We start from the raw sequence: 15,663 nt of genomic DNA on the forward strand, positions 1-15,663 counted from the left end.
AGAGACCTCCTTTGAGATTGATCGGAATGGACGCCGGCGGAGCTAGTCAGCGCGCGCCAGCACCTCGTCCAGCTTGTTGAAGAACTGCTTCCAGCCGGCATGCGCGCCGCCATAGGCCTGCTTTTGCGTCGGGCCGAAGCCCGCCTGCTCCACGCGCAAATGCGTGCCCGCGCTCGTCGGCGTGAGCGTGAAGGTCACGACGCTCTTGAGATCGAAGGCGGAATCCTCATGCGAGAAATTCCAGGTGTAGGCGAGGCTCTTCTGCGGCTCGATGGTGAGCACCTCGCAGTCCAGCACGCCGCCCCATTCGCCGCGCAGATTGAAACGATGACCGACTGATGGCTTGAAGTCGTTCTTCATCAGCCATTCCTCGATCAGATGCGGCTGCGTCAGCGCGCGCCAGAGCCGCTCGGGCGGAAAGGCGAATTCGCGCTCGACGACCACGGAGCGCGTCTGGCTTGAGGCTTCAGTCATTGGTCCATCCTCTTCAGGAGATCGTCGAGCGCGTCGAGCCGCCTCTGCCAGAAGCCGGCCATCTGGCTGGTCCAGTCGATCAGCGGATCGAGCGCGCCGGGCAGCGCGCTGTAATGGGTCTGCCGTCCTTCATGGCGGTCACGTACGAGGCCGGCCTGCTTCAGCGCGCCGAGATGTTTCGAAACCGCAGGCTGCGAAACGCCCGATAGCGCCGTCAGTGCCCCGACCGTCTGCTCGCCGTCGCGGCACAGCCGCTCGAAAATCGCCCGCCTTGTGGGGTCGGCGAGCGTCCTGAACAGGAGATCGGGGGCGGGGGACATGGAGATCCATAACCAGGAAGTTATGGATTGACTCATAACCGTAGAGTTATGGGTGAGTCAAGCGGGATTGGAAGGTGTGGCACCCGATGTTACTCCGGGTCATTGCGAGCGCAGCGAAGCAATCCAGGCTTCCTCCTCAGAGACAGTCTGGATTGCTTCGTCGCAAGGGCTCCTCGCAATGACGGAGAATGTCGCGCCGCGGCGCGCACTGCTACGGCCGCAGATACAAATACCCCTGCGACTGCAGCTCGGCCAAGCGAACCACGCCGCCGTTCTCAGCACTGACAAAGCCGGGCAGCAGATCCGCCAGCGTGACGTTCTGCGCCTTCATCGTGTTGCCGCAAGCGGCGAGCTCGACGCCGCCCTTGGAGAATTCGCCGACCCGCTTGCTGACATCGGGGTTGGCCTGCGCCCCGTGGAATGCCTTCAGCGCGGGACCGTGGATCACCAGCGCGAGCGTGACGTGCTCGGGGCCGCCGACGCCGTCGATGTGGTTCTGGATGTTGCCGAGCACGAAATTGACCTTCTCGGCGTCGCTGAGGTGATAGACGACCTTCAGCTTGTTGCCCGCGCTGGCTTCGGTGGCGGCTCGTGCACGCGAGGCGCCAAACGCTGCGCCCAAAGCCGAAACGGCGCTCCACAAGATGTTCCGGCGATTCATGGCGACCTCCTTCGACTGATCCCAGTTCGCCGGACAGATATCATTTGTGGCGCAGCGCTGCGAGTTCCTTGCGGTCGGTTACCAGCGAGGCGCATTCGCTATTGTCGGTGCGGTCGAGGCGAAAAATCTTGTCATCGGCGCCGGCCACCAGCGATTGCTCGGCATCGTCGTCCGGCTTGTTGTTCTGCCAGACTCGCACCCGTTCGAGTCGCACGATCGCCGACTTGTCGTCCTTCGACAGCGCGACGCCGATGCCACCGCCCTCGCAGTCGACGCCGCAGCCGAGGCGCACCTCGCTGCCGTTCCTGGTGAACACGGCGTGGTTGCACGAGCCGCTGGAGTCGAAATCGCCGCTGCGGTGACGGTACCTGAAGCCGAGACGGAAGGAGTTGTGCAGCTCCTTGTCCTCCTTGTCGACCTCTGCGGAGATCAGCAGCTTCATCGCGGCGACCTTCTGCTTCGGGTGCCGCGCCAGATGATCGGCATCGTAGCGGCGGACGAAGCAGGCGTAGGCCTTGTTGCCGGGCACGCCCGAATACATGCGCATGTTGAAGGTTTCGGCTTCGGCCTTGCTGGCCTCACGAATGTCATCACCTTCCTCGGCCACGGCGGCGCTGGTCAGCGCAGCCAAAATGACGGCAGCAAAGATGGAGAGCTTCATGACGGCCTCGAGCGCGTGGCGATTTCTATCGCGGCAGGACAGAGCTGCTGTCTGTTAGACGCAGGCGCGGTGCCCCGCGTTCAACCGTCCCAAGTCGCTCCAGCGGCCATCGCGAGTTCAGGCCGAGCCTTAGTCACAGAGGGGATCAAGAAGGTTCAAGCGGCGGAGCGCCTTGATTCCTCGGAACTCGATGCCGCCCGTTGCCCTGACATTGTCTCGGTTCGTCAATGTGATAGCCTTCACAGACGACCACGTTTGGCAGTCGTAAGCTGAGGCTGCCTTGTCAGTATGTGGAGTCCCCCGCGATGGGCGAAATTCGCAACTTCAAATCCGGCGATCAGGATGGGCCGCCTCCACACGGTCTTATGCCCCGTCGTCTCGCTGCGATCATTGTCGGTGACATCGCTTCCTACAGCCGCATGATGCAAGCTGACGAGGAGGGGACGCATGTCCGCGTCAAGCGGATCGAGCGGGATCTCATTCAGCCCAGCATCGTCGAGCACCATGGTGCTCTGGTGAAGACAACGGGCGATGGCTTCATTGCCATTTTCGATAGCCCTGTCGAGGCCGTTCGATGCAGTATCGTCATCCAGCAGAACCTGATCGGCCGCAACGCCTCGCTTCCGAAGCATTCGCGGCTCGAATACCGAATTGGCGTCAATCTCGGCGACGTGATCGTGGAGCCGGACGATGTCTACGGCGACGGCGTCAACATCGCCACACGCATTGAGGGCATTGCCGAGCCCGGTCAGGTCTATATCTCAGGCGCGATCTACGAGCAGATTAAGCACAAGGTGGTATGCGGCTATGAGTCGCTCGGCGACCGCAAAGTCAAGAACATCACCGATCCTGTGCGCGTCTATCGCGTGCTGCCGGACGCGGATGCCGTTGGCAAAACGAGGAGCCGACGTGAGAACGCCCTGATCTTTCTGCTGGCCATCACAGTGATGATGATGGCCGCGGGCGTGCTCTGGTATTTGCTGGCGCAGCCCGGCAGGATGGGAGAACAGGCAGCCGTGCCAGCCGCTTCTCCTGCCGCTTCACCGAGTCCGCGGCCGCTGCCAAGCGAGGCGGCGACGCAGACGCCGCAACCATCTCCGTCATTGGCTTCGTCGCCTTCACCGCCGGCGCCCAGCCCATCGGCGGCGCCGCCTCCCGAACCCGAGATGATCGCCATTCGCGGCGGCAGTTTCGCGATGGGAAGCAATGATGATCCGACCGAGCGACCCGTTCACCAAGTCACGATCAAGCCGTTCTCGATCGGAAAATACCCGGTCACCGTGCGGGAATGGAACGAATGTGCAGCTGCAAAGGGGTGCGCATTCACGGCCATCGGCAAGGACAATGCCCCGGTCAGCAATGTGAGCTGGGCCGACGCGCAGCAATATGTCGTCTGGCTCGCGCAGGCGGCGAAGAAGCCCTACCGGCTTCCGACCGAAGCCGAATGGGAATATGCGGCGCGCGGCGGAACGCAGAGCAAGTACTGGTGGGGCGACAAGCTCCAACCGGGTATGGTCGGCTGCAAGGATTGCGGTGATCTTGCGGCCGAGCAGCCGGCCAAGGTCGGCAGCTTCAAGCCTAATCAATTCGGGCTCTATGACATGGGCGGCGGCATCGACCAGTGGGTCGAGGACTGCTGGCACAGGACCTATCAGGGGGCGCCGAGCGATGGCTCCGCGTGGACCGGCAGCGACTGCTCCTCGCACGTCCTCCGTTCGGGCTCTTGGAAAAATGATTCGAGATATGTGCGACCGTCCAATCGCGATGGTTACGACACCAATGTCCGTTACCCCACGCATGGATTCCGTGTCGCGCTCAGTCTTTAAGTGCTGGAGTAGAATTGATGAGGATCATTTCCTGTGTGGCGCTGGCGGCCGCAATTGCATTGCATTCGGGCGCGGCCAACTCGCAAGGCAAGTCCGCGCCGAAGGACGCGAAGCTCTATTTCATCACGCCACATGACGGGCAGAAAGTTCGCGGTGGTTTCTGGGTCCGGTTCGGCTTGCGCAACATGGGCGTGACGCATGCCGGCGACGAGTACCAGAATGCCGGTCATCACCATCTCTTGGTCGACGTCAACGAGCCCATCGATTCCAAGGAGCCGATCCCGCAGGACAAGTCGCACCTGCATTTCGGGGCTGGGCAGACTGAAACCCTCCTCGAGCTTCCGCCCGGCACGCACACGCTCCAGCTTGTGCTGGGCGATGCGAAGCACTATCCGTTCGAGCCGCCTGTCGTGTCGGACAAGATCACGGTGCGCGTCAGACCGCCGGCTTCGGCGCGGAAGTAAACGATCAGCGCAGGCTGGCGTTGATCTTGTCCAGCACCGCCGAGCCCGGGCAGAGAGTGTCCGCCTCCAGCCTGTTCAGTGGCGTCTCGACCGTGTTGAGATGCTCGTGCAGATCTTCCGCGTCCGGGTCGACGTAGAGCAGCCCGGTGACGATCTGTCCCTTGGCGGCATGCCTTGCGAGGAAGGTCTGGGCCCCCAACCGGTCGTGCGGATCGTAATCCGCGTCGATCTTGCGCAGCGCGATCTTGCTGCCGTCGTGCTGCTCGACCATTTGCACCGTGCCCGGCGCGTAATCCACGGCGATCGGGTCGCGGCCGACCAGCACGTCGAGCCGGTTCACCGCGTCGTTGTGCTCGCGGACATAATCAAAACTCTTGGTCGAGCCGGCGTGGTTGTTGAAGGCGATGCAGGGACTGATGACGTCGATGAAGGACGCACCCTTGTGGCGGATCGCGGCCGCGATCAGCGGCACCAGCTGGGTCTTGTCGCCCGAGAAGGAGCGCGCGACGAAGGTGGCGCCGAGTTGCAGCGCGATCGCGACGAGGTCGATGGCGTTGTCGGTGTTGGTGACGCCCTTCTTGGACTTCGAGCCGCGGTCGGCAGTCGCCGAGAACTGGCCCTTGGTCAGGCCGTAGACGCCATTGTTCTCGACGATATAGGTCATGTTGACGCCGCGCCGGATCGAATGCGCGAACTGGCCGAAGCCGATCGATGCGGAATCGCCATCGCCGGAAACGCCGAGATAGATCAAATCGCGGTTGGCGAGATTGGCGCCGGTCAGTACGCTGGGCATGCGGCCGTGCACGGAATTGAAACCGTGCGAATTGCCGAGGAAATAGTCCGGCGTCTTCGACGAGCAGCCGATGCCGGAAATCTTCGCCACCCGGTGCGGCTCGATCGAGAGCTCGTAGCAGGCCTCGATGATCGAGGCCGTGATCGAATCGTGGCCGCAACCGGCGCACAGCGTCGAGATCTTGCCCTCGTAGTCGCGATGCGTGTAGCCGAGCTCGTTCTTCTTCAGGCTCGGATGATGGAATTTCGGTTTTGCGATGTAGGTCATGACACGGCCTTGCGGAGCGGGGTCACCTTGAGGTGATCCTGATGGTCGCCAATGGCTTTTGCGATGAAGCGGGCGGTGATCGGCGAACCGTCATAATGCACGATCGGCACAAGGCGGACGGGATCGATGCCGTTCTCGTTGACGATGAGCTGGCGCAGCTGGCTGTCGCGGTTCTGCTCGACCACGTAGACGAAGTCGTGCTCGGCGAGGAAGCTCGCCACACTCGAGTGGAACGGGAAGGCGCGGATGCGCATCCGGTCGAGCTGATGTCCGCGCGCTTCCAAGAGGCCGATCGCCTCGTCCATCGCCGGCGAGGTGGAGCCGAAATAGATCACGCCATATTTGGTCGGCCGCTCCGCATTGGCCTGCAGCGGCCGCGGCACCAGATCCTGCGCCGTCTCGAACTTGCGCATCAGGCGCTGCATGTTGTCGGCGTAGACGGAGCCTTCCTCGGAGTAACGCGCATAGCGGTCACGCGAGGTGCCGCGGGTAAAATAGGAGCCCTTGGTCGGGTGCGTGCCGGGATAGGTGCGGTAGGGAATGCCGTCGCCGTCGACGTCGAGATAGCGGCCGAAGTCGCGTCCCTCTTCCAGCATCTCAGCGGTCATCACCTTGCCGCGGTCGTACTGCTTGGCATCATCCCACTTCAGCGGGCGACAGAGCCGATGGTTCATGCCGATGTCGAGGTCGAGCATCAGGAAGATCGTGGTCTGCAGCCGCTCGGCGAGATCGAAGGCGGAGGCCGCGAATTCGAAGGCCTCCGCGGGATCTTCGGGGAATAGCAGCACATGCTTGGTGTCGCCGTGCGAAGCATAGGCGCAGGCGATGATGTCGCATTGCTGGGTGCGGGTCGGCATGCCCGTCGAGGGGCCGGCGCGCTGGATGTTCATGATCACGGCCGGGATCTCGGCAAAGTACGAGAGACCGATGAACTCGGTCATCAGGGAGATGCCGGGGCCGGAGGTCGCGGTGAAGGCGCGTGCGCCGTTCCAGGACGCGCCGATCACGATGCCGATCGAGGCCAGCTCGTCCTCGCCCTGCACGATGGCGTATTTGGCTTTGCCCGTCTCCGGATCGTGCCGGTACTTCTTGCAATGGGCGGTGAAAGCTTCCGCCACGGATGAGGACGGCGTGATCGGATACCAGGCACAGACCGTGGCGCCGCCATAGACCGCGCCGAGCGCGGCGGCGCTGTTGCCCTCGATGAAGATGCGGTCGCCGACCTTGTCGGACTTCTTGACCCGTAGCCCGATCGGGCATTTCAGGTTTTGCAGCGCCCAGTCGCGGCCGAGATGCAGCGCGTGGACGTTGGAGGAAAGCAGTTTCTCCTTGCCCTTGTACTGCTCGCCGATCAGTTGCTCGATCAGCTTCGGGTCCATGTCGAGCAGCGCCGAGAGCGCGCCGAGATAGATGATGTTCTTGAACAGCTGGCGCTGGCGCGGATCGGTATAGGTCGAGTTGGTGATGGCGGTTAAGGGGACGCCGATCACGGTGATGTCGTCGCGGAATTTCGTCGACGGCATCGGCTTGGTGGAATCGTAGAACAAATAGCCGCCCGGCTCGATGCCGGCGACGTCCTTGTCCCAGGTCTGCGGATTCATGGCGACCATCATGTCGACGCCGCCGCGGGCGCCGAGATGGCCGTCTTCGGTGACCCGCACCTCGTACCAGGTCGGCAGGCCCTGGATGTTGGAGGGGAAGATGTTGCGCGGAGACACCGGAACGCCGTGGCGCAGGATCGCGCGCGCGAACATCTCGTTGGCGCTGGCCGAACCCGAGCCGTTGACGTTGGCGAAGCGGACGACGAAGTCGTTTACGCTGCTGAGCGGCTTCTTGTCGGGCATGTCGAACCTGCGTGGGTCATCTCGATGAAATATTTCTGCATGTCCCAGGCGCCGGTGGGACAACGCTCGGCGCACAGCCCGCAATGCAGGCAGACGTCCTCGTCCTTCACCATCACGCGCCCGGTCTTGAGATCCGAGGAGACGTAGAGATCCTGGTCCGGATGCGGCGAGGGCGCCTTCAGGCGCTGGCGCAAGTCGCTTTCCTCACCGTTACCGGTGAAGGTGATGCAATCCATCGGGCAGATGTCGGCGCAGGCATCGCATTCGATGCAGAGCGAGGTCGAGAACACCGTCTGCACGTCGCAGTTCAGGCAGCGCTCGGCTTCGCCCAAGGCCAGCTTGACGTCGTAGCCGAGCTCGACCTCGGCGCGGATGTCCTTCAGCGCGACGACCTTGTCGCGGTGCGGCACCTTGTAACGCTTGTCGATGGAGATGTCGTTGTCATAGCTCCATTCATGGATGCCCATCTTCTGCGATGAGACCTGCACGTCGGGTAGCGGGCGCTCGGTGATGTCCTCGCCCGACAGCATCTTGTGGATCGACAGCGCGGCGTCATGGCCCTGCGCCACCGCCCAGATGATGTTCTTCGGCCCGAACGCGGCGTCGCCGCCGAAGAACACCTTTGGATTGGTCGAGACGAAGGTTTTCGGATCGACCTTGGGCATGTGCCATTTGTCGAACTCGATGCCGCAATCCTGTTCGATCCAGGGGAAGGCGTTTTCCTGGCCGACCGCGACCAGCACGTCGTCGCAGGCGATCGTCTCATCCGGCTCGCCCGATGGCACGAGGTTGCGCCGGCCCTTGGCGTCGTATTCGGCTTTCACCTTCTGGAAGGTGACGCCGATCAGCTTGCCGGCGACATGCTTGAAAGCCACCGGAACCATGTAATTGAGGATCGGAATATCCTCATGGAGCGCGTCTTCCTTCTCCCAGGGCGAGGCCTTCATCTCCTCGAAGCCGGAGCGGACGACAACCTTGACGCTCTCGCCGCCAAGGCGGCGCGCGGTGCGGCAGCAATCCATCGCGGTGTTGCCGCCGCCGAGCACGATCACGCGCTTGCCGATCTTGTCGATGTGGCCAAAGGAGACCGAGGACAGCCAGTCGATGCCGATATGGATGTTGGCGGCTGCCTCTTTCCGGCCGGGAATGTCGAGCTCGCGGCCGCGCGGCGCGCCCGATCCGACGAAGATCGCGTCGTACTTCTCCCCGAGCAGCGCCTTCATGCTCTCGATGCGGTGGCCGCCTTTGAACTCGACGCCGAGACCCAGGATGTAGCCGGTCTCCTCGTCAATGACGGAATTTGGCAGGCGGAATTTCGGGATCTGCGTGCGCATCATGCCGCCGGCTTCCGGATCGCCGTCGAACACGGTGCAGTGATAGCCGAGCGGCGCCAGATCGCGTGCCACTGTCAGCGAGGCGGGGCCGCCGCCGACGAAGGCGACGCGCTTGCCGTTCTTCGCGGCGGGGTGCGGCAGGCGCTGCTTGATGTCATCCTTGAAATCGGCGGCAACGCGCTTGAGCCGGCAGATTGCAACCGGTGTTTCCTCGACGCGTCCGCGGCGGCAAGCCGGCTCGCAGGGACGATCGCAAGTGCGTCCCAGGATTCCGGGAAACACGTTCGATTTCCAATTGATCATGTAGGCGTCGCTATAGCGACCTTGGGCGATCAGTCGGATGTATTCGGGAACCGGGGTGTGCGCGGGACAGGCCCATTGGCAATCGACCACTTTGTGAAAGTAGTCGGGGGCCGCAATATCGGTCGGTTTCATTCCTACCCTGTCCGCGCAGGCTCAAAGACCCGGCGGCCTCTTCTGAGCTTGGCGAACGCTTAACGCGCGTCGATCTGGTTTCTGAATGACGTCATTGGGTTAGCTTATTAGAACCTTTCCGAAGTACAACGGCAAACTTGCGCGCTTCCCCTGTTTCATAGGAGCCAAGCGCGCACAGCATTAACGGTGCGCTGGGTCTGTGTGCGGTGCAGCATGTTGCGATGCGTGCGAGCGCGTCAGCTACTCGCAATGTCGCTCTTTGCGAGATCCCACATCAGGCTGTAAGTGCCGACGGAGACCGGAAGCGGGAACGGCGCCGCCGCCGGGCCTGTGAAGCGTTCGGCGATCACGGCCGAGACCGCGCCGACATGCGTGCCGTCGATCAGCACGAACCAGTCGCGGGCGCCTTCATTGCGCACCGCCGGAATGCCCGCCGTTGCGCCCGACAATTCCGGCTCGCTTTCGAGCAGATGCATCGAGATGATGCCGTCGCGCCCTTCGAGCCTGAGCTTGTCTTGCAGCGCATCACGCCAGGACGCGGCATTGTCCGGCCCCGGTCGCAGCCGCACCACGCCGAGCGCAGCACCACGTCCGGTGCCGTTGCTGAGTGTGATGCGCGCGACGACGCGCAGCATGTCCTTGAAGCGCGCCATGCTGCGCCGCGACCAGTCGGTCTGATTGGCGAGCCGCGCCCGGTAGGCGGGACTGTCGAGCACGTCGAGCGTCGCGGTCGAGTACAGCGAGAGATATTTGGGGTTGGCGGCATGCGCGAGATAGCGCCGCGCTTCGAGGAATCCGTCGATCGCGACCCGCTCTTCCAGATGCTCGCGATCGTACCAGCGGTTGAAATCGTCTTCATCCGCTGCATCGACGTTCATCGACGTCAGCAGCATGCCTTTCCCGGCGAGCGGCATTCTTCTTGTCCTCTCATCGCCCGATCTTCGATGCGAGGTCCGCGATCGACTTCATCACCGCATCCCTCACGCCGGCATCATAGAGCGAATGCCCGGCTCCTTCCACGACGCGAAGCTCGGAACCGGGCCATACTTTCGTTAGGGCCTGCGATGTCTCAGGAGGACACAGCAGATCGTAGCGGCCCTGGATGATGATGCCGGGAATGCCCGCGAGCCGGCCCGCGTTCCGCAACAACTGGTCTTCGCTCATGAAGGAGTTGTTGATGAAATAATGCGCCTCCATGAACGGCGTTGCCGGCAGCGTGCGCCAGACGTTCAGCGACGCCAGGTCGAGCCGCGTCCTGGCCGGCTTGTGCTCGGACAAGGCGCGCTCGGTGTCGTGCCAGGCGCGCGCCGCAGGTCCGTGAACGGCAGGATCGGCATCGAGGATGCGGCGCCAATAGGCGTCTACCGGCCGCGCTTGCTCTTCCCTTGGCAGCACACTCAGAAAATCCTCGTACAGCGCGGGATAGAATTGCGGCAGGCGCACCGTGAAGCCGGTCTCGACTTCTGCCCGCGTGCCGAGAAACGTCGCGCGGAGCGCAATGCCGGACACACGCTCGGGATGCGCCTGCGCATACGCCAGCGCCAGTGTCGCGCCCCAGGAGCCGCCGACCACCATCCAGCGGTCAAAGCCGAACTTTTCGCGGATCTTCTCCATGTCCGCGATCAGATGCGCCGTGGTGTTGTGCTCGCGAGATGCCTTGGGACGGCTGCGGCCGCAGCCGCGCTGGTCGAACAGCACCGCATGCATACGCTCGGGATCAAAAAGCCGGCGATGGTCGGGCTGGCAGCCCGAGCCGGGCCCGCCGTGCAGATAGATCGCGGGGATGCCGTCGCTGCGCCCGACGCTCTCGACATAGAGCTCATGGCCGTCGCCGACGTCGAGCATGTCGGAGGTCAGCGGCGCAAAGGGATCGGCACGCCTGACGGATGCGGCCGCGTCGGCGTCAGGTCCCATTCTCGGATTCCAGGGTGCCGCCGGCGAAGTTGCGATAGAGGAAGCGGCTGGTCTCGCCCTCGGCCTCGCGCTCGGCCTGCTTGAAGATGGTCTCGTGCAACGGCGACAGCGCGCAGGCGGGATCGGTGTTGGCGGCATCACCGGTCAGCGCAAAGGCCTGGCAGCGGCAGCCGCCGAAATCGATCTCGCGGAATTCGCAGGTCTTGCACGGCTCCTTCATCCAGCCGGTGCCGCGATAGCGGTTGAAGGCCTCGGAGTTCTGCCAGATCCAGGCGATCGAATGGTTGGAGCGCACCGACTCGAATTCGAGCCCGGTGATGCTTTCGGCGGCGTGGCAGGGCAGCACCTTGCCGGCGGGCGAGATGTTGAAGAACTGCCGGCCCCAGCCGCCCATGCATTTCTTCGGCCGCAGCGCGTAATAGTCGGGAACGACGTAGTCGATCGCAAGCGTGCCCTTGAGCCGCTCGCGTGCCTCTTCGACGATGGCCGTGCACTCGTCGAGCTGCGCCACCGTCGGCATCAGCGCGGCACGGTTCTTCAGCGCCCAGCCGTAATATTGCACATTGGCGACCTCGAGCCGGTCGGCGTCGAGATCGACAGACATCTGGATGATGTCAGGAAGCTGGTGCAAATTCTGCCGATGCATCACCGCGTTCACGGTCAGCGGCAAATCGAGCTCGCGGGTCCATTTCGCGACTTCAAGCTTCTTGCGATGGCCGTTCCTGTAGCCGGCGACGCGATCGGCGAGGCCTTCTTCGACGCCCTGGAAGCTGATCTGCACATGGCATAGTCCGGCATCGGCAAGCTCGCTCAGCCGCTCGCGCGTCAGCAGCACGGCCGAAGTGATGAGGTTGGTGTAGAGCCCGACGTCGCTGGCATGCTTGACCAGCTCGACAAGGTCTTTGCGCGCTGTCGGCTCGCCGCCGGAGAAATGCACCTGGAGCACGCCGATCTCGGCAAGCTCGCTCAGCACTTTCTTCCACTCGTCCGTCGTCAGCTCCTTGCCCGAGCGGTCGAGCTCGACGGGGTTGGAGCAATAGGGGCATTGCAGCGGGCAGCGATGGGTGATCTCGAGCAGCACCGCGAGTGGAATGCCGAAGGTCTCCGCCGTCGAGCGCTGCTTCTCCAGCACCGCGAGGCTGTCGCTGGGTGGGATGGTCACGTCGCTCATGACGTCTTCTCCCTGATCTCGGTGAGGAAGCCCTTGTCGGCGAGATCCTGCAGCATGAGGATGACGTCGGCCAGGATCGCCTCGCGCGGCGCGGCATATTTCGCAGCGAGCTGATCGGACACGTCGCCGACACTGCGCTTGCCGTCGCAGAGTTGCAAGACCTCGACCGCGATCTCATCAGGCGCCAGTACCCGCTCCGGCGCCAGGATCACCCACACCTTGCGGGTCTCGTCATATTTCAGCTTGGCATGCCGCGGCAGCACGGGGCGGCTTGCCTCGCTGACGCAGATATTGCGCGGCCCGGCCATCGCTGTTCCCTCAGCTCGCCTTGGGCACGAATGCGCCCGGCGGAATGTGGCCCTCGACATAGGCGTGCTGGAGCGCGTCGAGCTGCACCCACAAGACGTTGGTCTTGAAGATCAGCGCGTTGCACACAAGCGCGCGCTGCTCCGGCGTCGTGGCATGCGCCTTGACGTAGTCGAGCGCGAAGCCGGCATCGCGCGGCGCCTGGGCCAGGCGGCGCTTGAAGTAGCTCATGATGTCGGGGTTGACGAAGTCGTAATGCTCCAGCATGCCGGAGATACGCTCTTCATGCAGGTTCGGCGCGAACAATTCGGTGAGCGAGGAGGCGATCGCCTCCAGCGGGCTCTTTTCGCGACAATAGTGCACGTACGCCTCCACCGCGAAGCGCGTCGCCGGCAGGATGCCTTCGGTCGATTCCACGTAGGCCGTGTCAAGTCCGAGGCCCTCGGTCAGCTTCAGCCAGCGTTCGATCCCGCCTTCGGAGCCGACATCGCCGTCGTGGTCCTCGATGCGATGGCGCCATTCCAGCCGGGTGGCGCGGTCGCGGAAGCGCGAGATCACCACGGCGTCCTTGATCGGGATCGTGCTCTGATAGTAGTAGCGGTTCAGCGCCCAGGCCTGCACCTGGCCCTTGTTCAGCTTGCCGCCGTGCAGGAGCTTATGGAACGGGTGCAGGCTGTGATAGCGCGTCGCCCCGATATGGCGCAGCGTCGCCTCGAGCTCCTCGGCGCTGCTGAGCCTGATGTCCTTGCCGATCGAGAGCGCAGTCATTCCAGTCATTGACGCCGCATTCACAGCACGATCTCCGTTCCGTCCGCCGGTATCTGCCAGCCTGCCGCCTCCGCGGCCTTGCGCTCCGGGGAGGCAGGCAGCAGCGCCGGGTTCGAGTTATTGATATGCAGAAAGACCTTCCTGTCGATAGTGAGGTCGGCCAACCGTGCGATGGCGCCGGCCTCGCCGGACATGGCGACGTGTCCCATGCTCTTGCCTGTCTTGTGACCGAGCCCGGCCCTGATCATCTCGTCGTCCTGCCACACCGTGCCGTCGAAAAACACCAAGGCGGCGCCGTCGAGCTCGGCCTTGAGCGCATCGGTGACCTCGGCGCAGGCTGCGATGAAATAGAAGCACTTGCCGGTCGCCTTGTCGGTGATCTTCAGCCCCAGCGTATCGCCGTCGCCGGTCTCGCCGCCGGGATGCGCCTTGCCTTCCAGATACCAGGCCGACTTGCCCGAGACTGCGAAGGGCAGCACCTCCAGGCCCGAGCGCGAGCCGTCGGTGAGCCGCGGCTCGAATGCCTCGTTGACGCCGATCGGCTGGCGCCGCACGTGCTTCTCGTTCAGCACGTTGAAGATGCTGTTGCTGGCAAGGATCGCCAGCACCTTCTCATGCGCATAAATCGTGAACGGCGAGCTCTCGCGCATCGACAGCAGGCCCGCCACCGCGTCCACCTCGCCGTTGGTCAAGATCACGCCCGCAATCGGCGTATGGCGCAGCGCCCCGGCCTTGGGGTGCAGTTGCGGCGTGGCATTCAATTGCTGGCGCAGGTCGGGAGAGGCATTGATCAGGAACCAATGCTCGCCGTCGCCGCTGAAGGCGACCGAGGCCTGGGTTCTCTCGAGTTCATGACCGGCGCTACGGGCCGCCCGGCAGCCCTCGCAGCCGCAATTCCATTGCGGCACCCCGCCGCCGGCTGCGGCGCCCAGGACGACGACGCGAAGCATGATCCGTCTCCTGGAGGCAACGTCGCCAAGTGGATCTCAGGCCGACACAGTTTTTATCTTCCGGAAACTGATCGTGACCGAAAGAACGTCCGCCGAAAGATCCACCTGCGCAGAACGCAAACTCGCCAACCGCTTACTTGCGGGTGGCGCTCACATACATGTTGATTTCCATGCCGCAGGGCACTTCGACGATCTTCGGGGCTTTCCAGGCCATTTTGGCACTCCATTTTCGCGAATTCGGACGTATCCGCCCACGAGCTAAGTTACTGTGGGGGGAAAAGTTCGCCAGTGAAATTTTCCCGACCTAGGTAGTAGACCGGCGGAATTGTTGCACCGCAAGAGAGCGTATTGCGGCCGCAAAGATGAGCGAATGACAACGCAAAATAGTCGATAGGTCGTGATCCCTGTCGGGATAAACCAGTTGTGAGTATGGAACGGCTTCCAATCGGCTTCAGGCGACCCCATTGGATCAGGCATGCCCAGATATTTCTTCAACACCCGTATCGGTGACGAACTGATCGTGGATCCCGAAGGTGAGGATCTGCGCAATCCCGATCGCGCCTGGGAGGTCGCCCGCCAGATGATCCTGGAGGTCCTGAAATCGGAGGGGACCCAGCCGGCGCTGCTGGAGGCGGTCATCGAGGTCACCGACGTCGATGGCGAGGTCGTGCTGGAGTTTCCTTTCACCGAGGCACTGCTGGACATGCCGGTTCAGTCCGCGACGAGGCATTAGAGGCGCGCGAGATGCGCTCCCTCCCCCGCTTGCGGGGGAGAGGGTGCTTCCGCGAGCGAGAACCCCCAAGAGGAGAGAGCCTCACCCGGCACTTCGTGCCGACCTCTCCCGCAAGCGGGAGAGGTTGCCGTGTGCTCGCGGTGAGACCGAGACAACATGACATCGCACTTTCGCCCCTGCGAAATCCGCATGGCTTTGCCGCGTTCCCGGCGCTAAAAGACGCCCGTCATACGGAGCTAGCCATGCAAGATCTCTGGCGCCTGTCGGCCGCCGACCTCGCCACCCTCGTCAAATCCAGGAAAGTGTCCGCCAGGGAGGCCGCCAAGGCCGGCCTCGCTCGCCTGGACGCCGTCAATCCCCAGCTCAATGCCGTGATCGACCACCGTCCGGAGGACGTGCTCAAGCAGGCCGACGCCGTGGATGTCGCCATCGCCAGGGGCGAGGACCCCGGCGTGCTGGCCGGCGTGCCCGTCACCATCAAGGCCAATGTCGACCAGGAGGGCTTTGCCACCACCAACGGCTTAAAACTCCAACGCGACCTGATCGCGCGCGAGGACAACCCGGTGGTCGCCAATTTCCGCAAGGCCGGCGCCGTCCTGCTCGGCCGCACCAATTGCCCGGCCTTCTCCTACCGCTGGTTCACCACCAACCTGGTCCATGGCGACACCAAGAACCCCCGCGATGCCTCGCTGACCCCGGGCGGCTCGTCCGGCGGCGCCGGCTCGGCGGTCGCGGCAGGCAT

The 15,663-nt window shown here is 63.4% G+C and carries 18 protein-coding genes; 4 read left to right on the forward strand and 14 right to left on the reverse strand.

What is annotated here, in order from left to right:
• Nucleotides 1-42: 42 nt before the first annotated feature.
• The 4 genes from MOV75_RS03835 to MOV75_RS03850 all read right to left on the reverse strand — a co-directional run bounded on the left by MOV75_RS03835 (nt 43) and on the right by MOV75_RS03850 (nt 2,116).
• Complete coding sequence (locus MOV75_RS03835; protein WP_246918837.1) at nt 43-474, reverse strand: SRPBCC domain-containing protein; 432 nt, start codon at nt 472-474, stop codon at nt 43-45.
• Entirely contained in the window at nt 471-794 is a 324-nt protein-coding gene (locus MOV75_RS03840) for a helix-turn-helix transcriptional regulator (protein WP_246918835.1), read from the reverse strand. The genes MOV75_RS03835 and MOV75_RS03840 overlap by 4 nt, the downstream gene beginning before the upstream one ends.
• 211 nt (nt 795-1,005) lie before the next feature.
• Complete coding sequence (locus MOV75_RS03845) at nt 1,006-1,455, reverse strand: DsrE family protein (protein WP_246918833.1); 450 nt, start codon at nt 1,453-1,455, stop codon at nt 1,006-1,008.
• Nucleotides 1,456-1,495: 40 nt separating this feature from the next.
• Nucleotides 1,496-2,116 carry a hypothetical protein gene (locus MOV75_RS03850; protein ID WP_246918831.1) on the reverse strand — a complete coding sequence of 207 codons (621 nt, stop codon included), beginning with the start codon at nt 2,114-2,116 and terminating at the stop codon, nt 1,496-1,498.
• Between the two features lie 305 nt (nt 2,117-2,421).
• On the opposite strand from MOV75_RS03850, the gene MOV75_RS03855 reads away from it, so the two are divergent.
• Both MOV75_RS03855 and MOV75_RS03860 read left to right on the forward strand, forming a co-directional pair.
• Nucleotides 2,422-3,942 carry an SUMF1/EgtB/PvdO family nonheme iron enzyme gene (locus MOV75_RS03855; RefSeq protein ID WP_247004882.1) on the forward strand — a complete coding sequence of 507 codons (1,521 nt, stop codon included), beginning with the start codon at nt 2,422-2,424 and terminating at the stop codon, nt 3,940-3,942.
• 17 nt (nt 3,943-3,959) lie between these two features.
• Nucleotides 3,960-4,406 (forward strand): DUF4399 domain-containing protein, encoded by a 447-nt coding sequence (locus tag MOV75_RS03860; protein ID WP_246918827.1) that lies wholly within the window; start codon nt 3,960-3,962, stop codon nt 4,404-4,406.
• A 4-nt stretch (nt 4,407-4,410) separates the two neighbouring features.
• Here the strand turns inward: MOV75_RS03860 and MOV75_RS03865 are convergent, their stop codons facing one another.
• The 10 genes from MOV75_RS03865 to pqqA form a co-directional block, all read right to left on the reverse strand.
• On the reverse strand, nt 4,411-5,466 hold the full coding sequence (locus MOV75_RS03865; protein WP_246918825.1) for a 2-oxoacid:ferredoxin oxidoreductase subunit beta: 1,056 nt from the start codon (nt 5,464-5,466) through the stop codon (nt 4,411-4,413).
• Nucleotides 5,463-7,310, reverse strand: a complete 1,848-nt coding sequence (locus tag MOV75_RS03870; RefSeq protein WP_246918823.1) for a 2-oxoacid:acceptor oxidoreductase subunit alpha — start codon at nt 7,308-7,310, stop codon at nt 5,463-5,465. Before MOV75_RS03870 ends, MOV75_RS03865 begins: the two co-directional genes overlap by 4 nt.
• Nucleotides 7,280-9,079 carry an FAD-dependent oxidoreductase gene (locus MOV75_RS03875; RefSeq protein ID WP_246918821.1) on the reverse strand — a complete coding sequence of 600 codons (1,800 nt, stop codon included), beginning with the start codon at nt 9,077-9,079 and terminating at the stop codon, nt 7,280-7,282. Before MOV75_RS03875 ends, MOV75_RS03870 begins: the two co-directional genes overlap by 31 nt.
• Nucleotides 9,080-9,315: 236 nt before the next feature.
• Complete coding sequence (locus tag MOV75_RS03880) at nt 9,316-9,993, reverse strand: DUF4286 family protein (RefSeq protein ID WP_246918819.1); 678 nt, start codon at nt 9,991-9,993, stop codon at nt 9,316-9,318.
• 13 nt (nt 9,994-10,006) lie between these two features.
• Nucleotides 10,007-10,993, reverse strand: coding sequence for a prolyl aminopeptidase (gene pip, locus MOV75_RS03885; RefSeq protein WP_246918817.1), 987 nt, complete (start codon nt 10,991-10,993; stop codon nt 10,007-10,009).
• Nucleotides 10,983-12,164, reverse strand: a complete 1,182-nt coding sequence (gene pqqE / locus MOV75_RS03890) for a pyrroloquinoline quinone biosynthesis protein PqqE (protein WP_246918815.1) — start codon at nt 12,162-12,164, stop codon at nt 10,983-10,985. The genes pip and pqqE overlap by 11 nt, the downstream gene beginning before the upstream one ends.
• Nucleotides 12,161-12,472, reverse strand: a complete 312-nt coding sequence (gene pqqD / locus MOV75_RS03895; RefSeq protein ID WP_246918813.1) for a pyrroloquinoline quinone biosynthesis peptide chaperone PqqD — start codon at nt 12,470-12,472, stop codon at nt 12,161-12,163. Before pqqD ends, pqqE begins: the two co-directional genes overlap by 4 nt.
• Before the next feature lie 10 nt (nt 12,473-12,482).
• Nucleotides 12,483-13,262, reverse strand: a complete 780-nt coding sequence (gene pqqC / locus MOV75_RS03900) for a pyrroloquinoline-quinone synthase PqqC (RefSeq protein ID WP_246918811.1) — start codon at nt 13,260-13,262, stop codon at nt 12,483-12,485.
• Nucleotides 13,259-14,188 (reverse strand): pyrroloquinoline quinone biosynthesis protein PqqB, encoded by a 930-nt coding sequence (gene pqqB / locus MOV75_RS03905; protein WP_246918809.1) that lies wholly within the window; start codon nt 14,186-14,188, stop codon nt 13,259-13,261. The genes pqqC and pqqB overlap by 4 nt, the downstream gene beginning before the upstream one ends.
• A 133-nt stretch (nt 14,189-14,321) precedes the next feature.
• The gene (gene pqqA, locus MOV75_RS03910; RefSeq protein ID WP_007595659.1) at nt 14,322-14,402 is read right to left on the reverse strand and encodes a pyrroloquinoline quinone precursor peptide PqqA; all 81 of its coding nucleotides are present in this window, start codon (nt 14,400-14,402) and stop codon (nt 14,322-14,324) included.
• 261 nt (nt 14,403-14,663) lie between these two features.
• Between pqqA and MOV75_RS03915 the strand changes: the two genes are divergently transcribed.
• Complete coding sequence (locus MOV75_RS03915) at nt 14,664-14,921, forward strand: hypothetical protein (protein ID WP_246918807.1); 258 nt, start codon at nt 14,664-14,666, stop codon at nt 14,919-14,921.
• 242 nt (nt 14,922-15,163) lie between these two features.
• The coding region (locus MOV75_RS03920; RefSeq protein ID WP_247004885.1) for an amidase family protein at nt 15,164-15,663 on the forward strand (500 nt) is incomplete at its 3' end.

This window comes from Bradyrhizobium sp. PRIMUS42 (assembly GCF_023006515.1).
Taxonomy (GTDB): Bacteria; Pseudomonadota; Alphaproteobacteria; order Rhizobiales; family Xanthobacteraceae; genus Bradyrhizobium.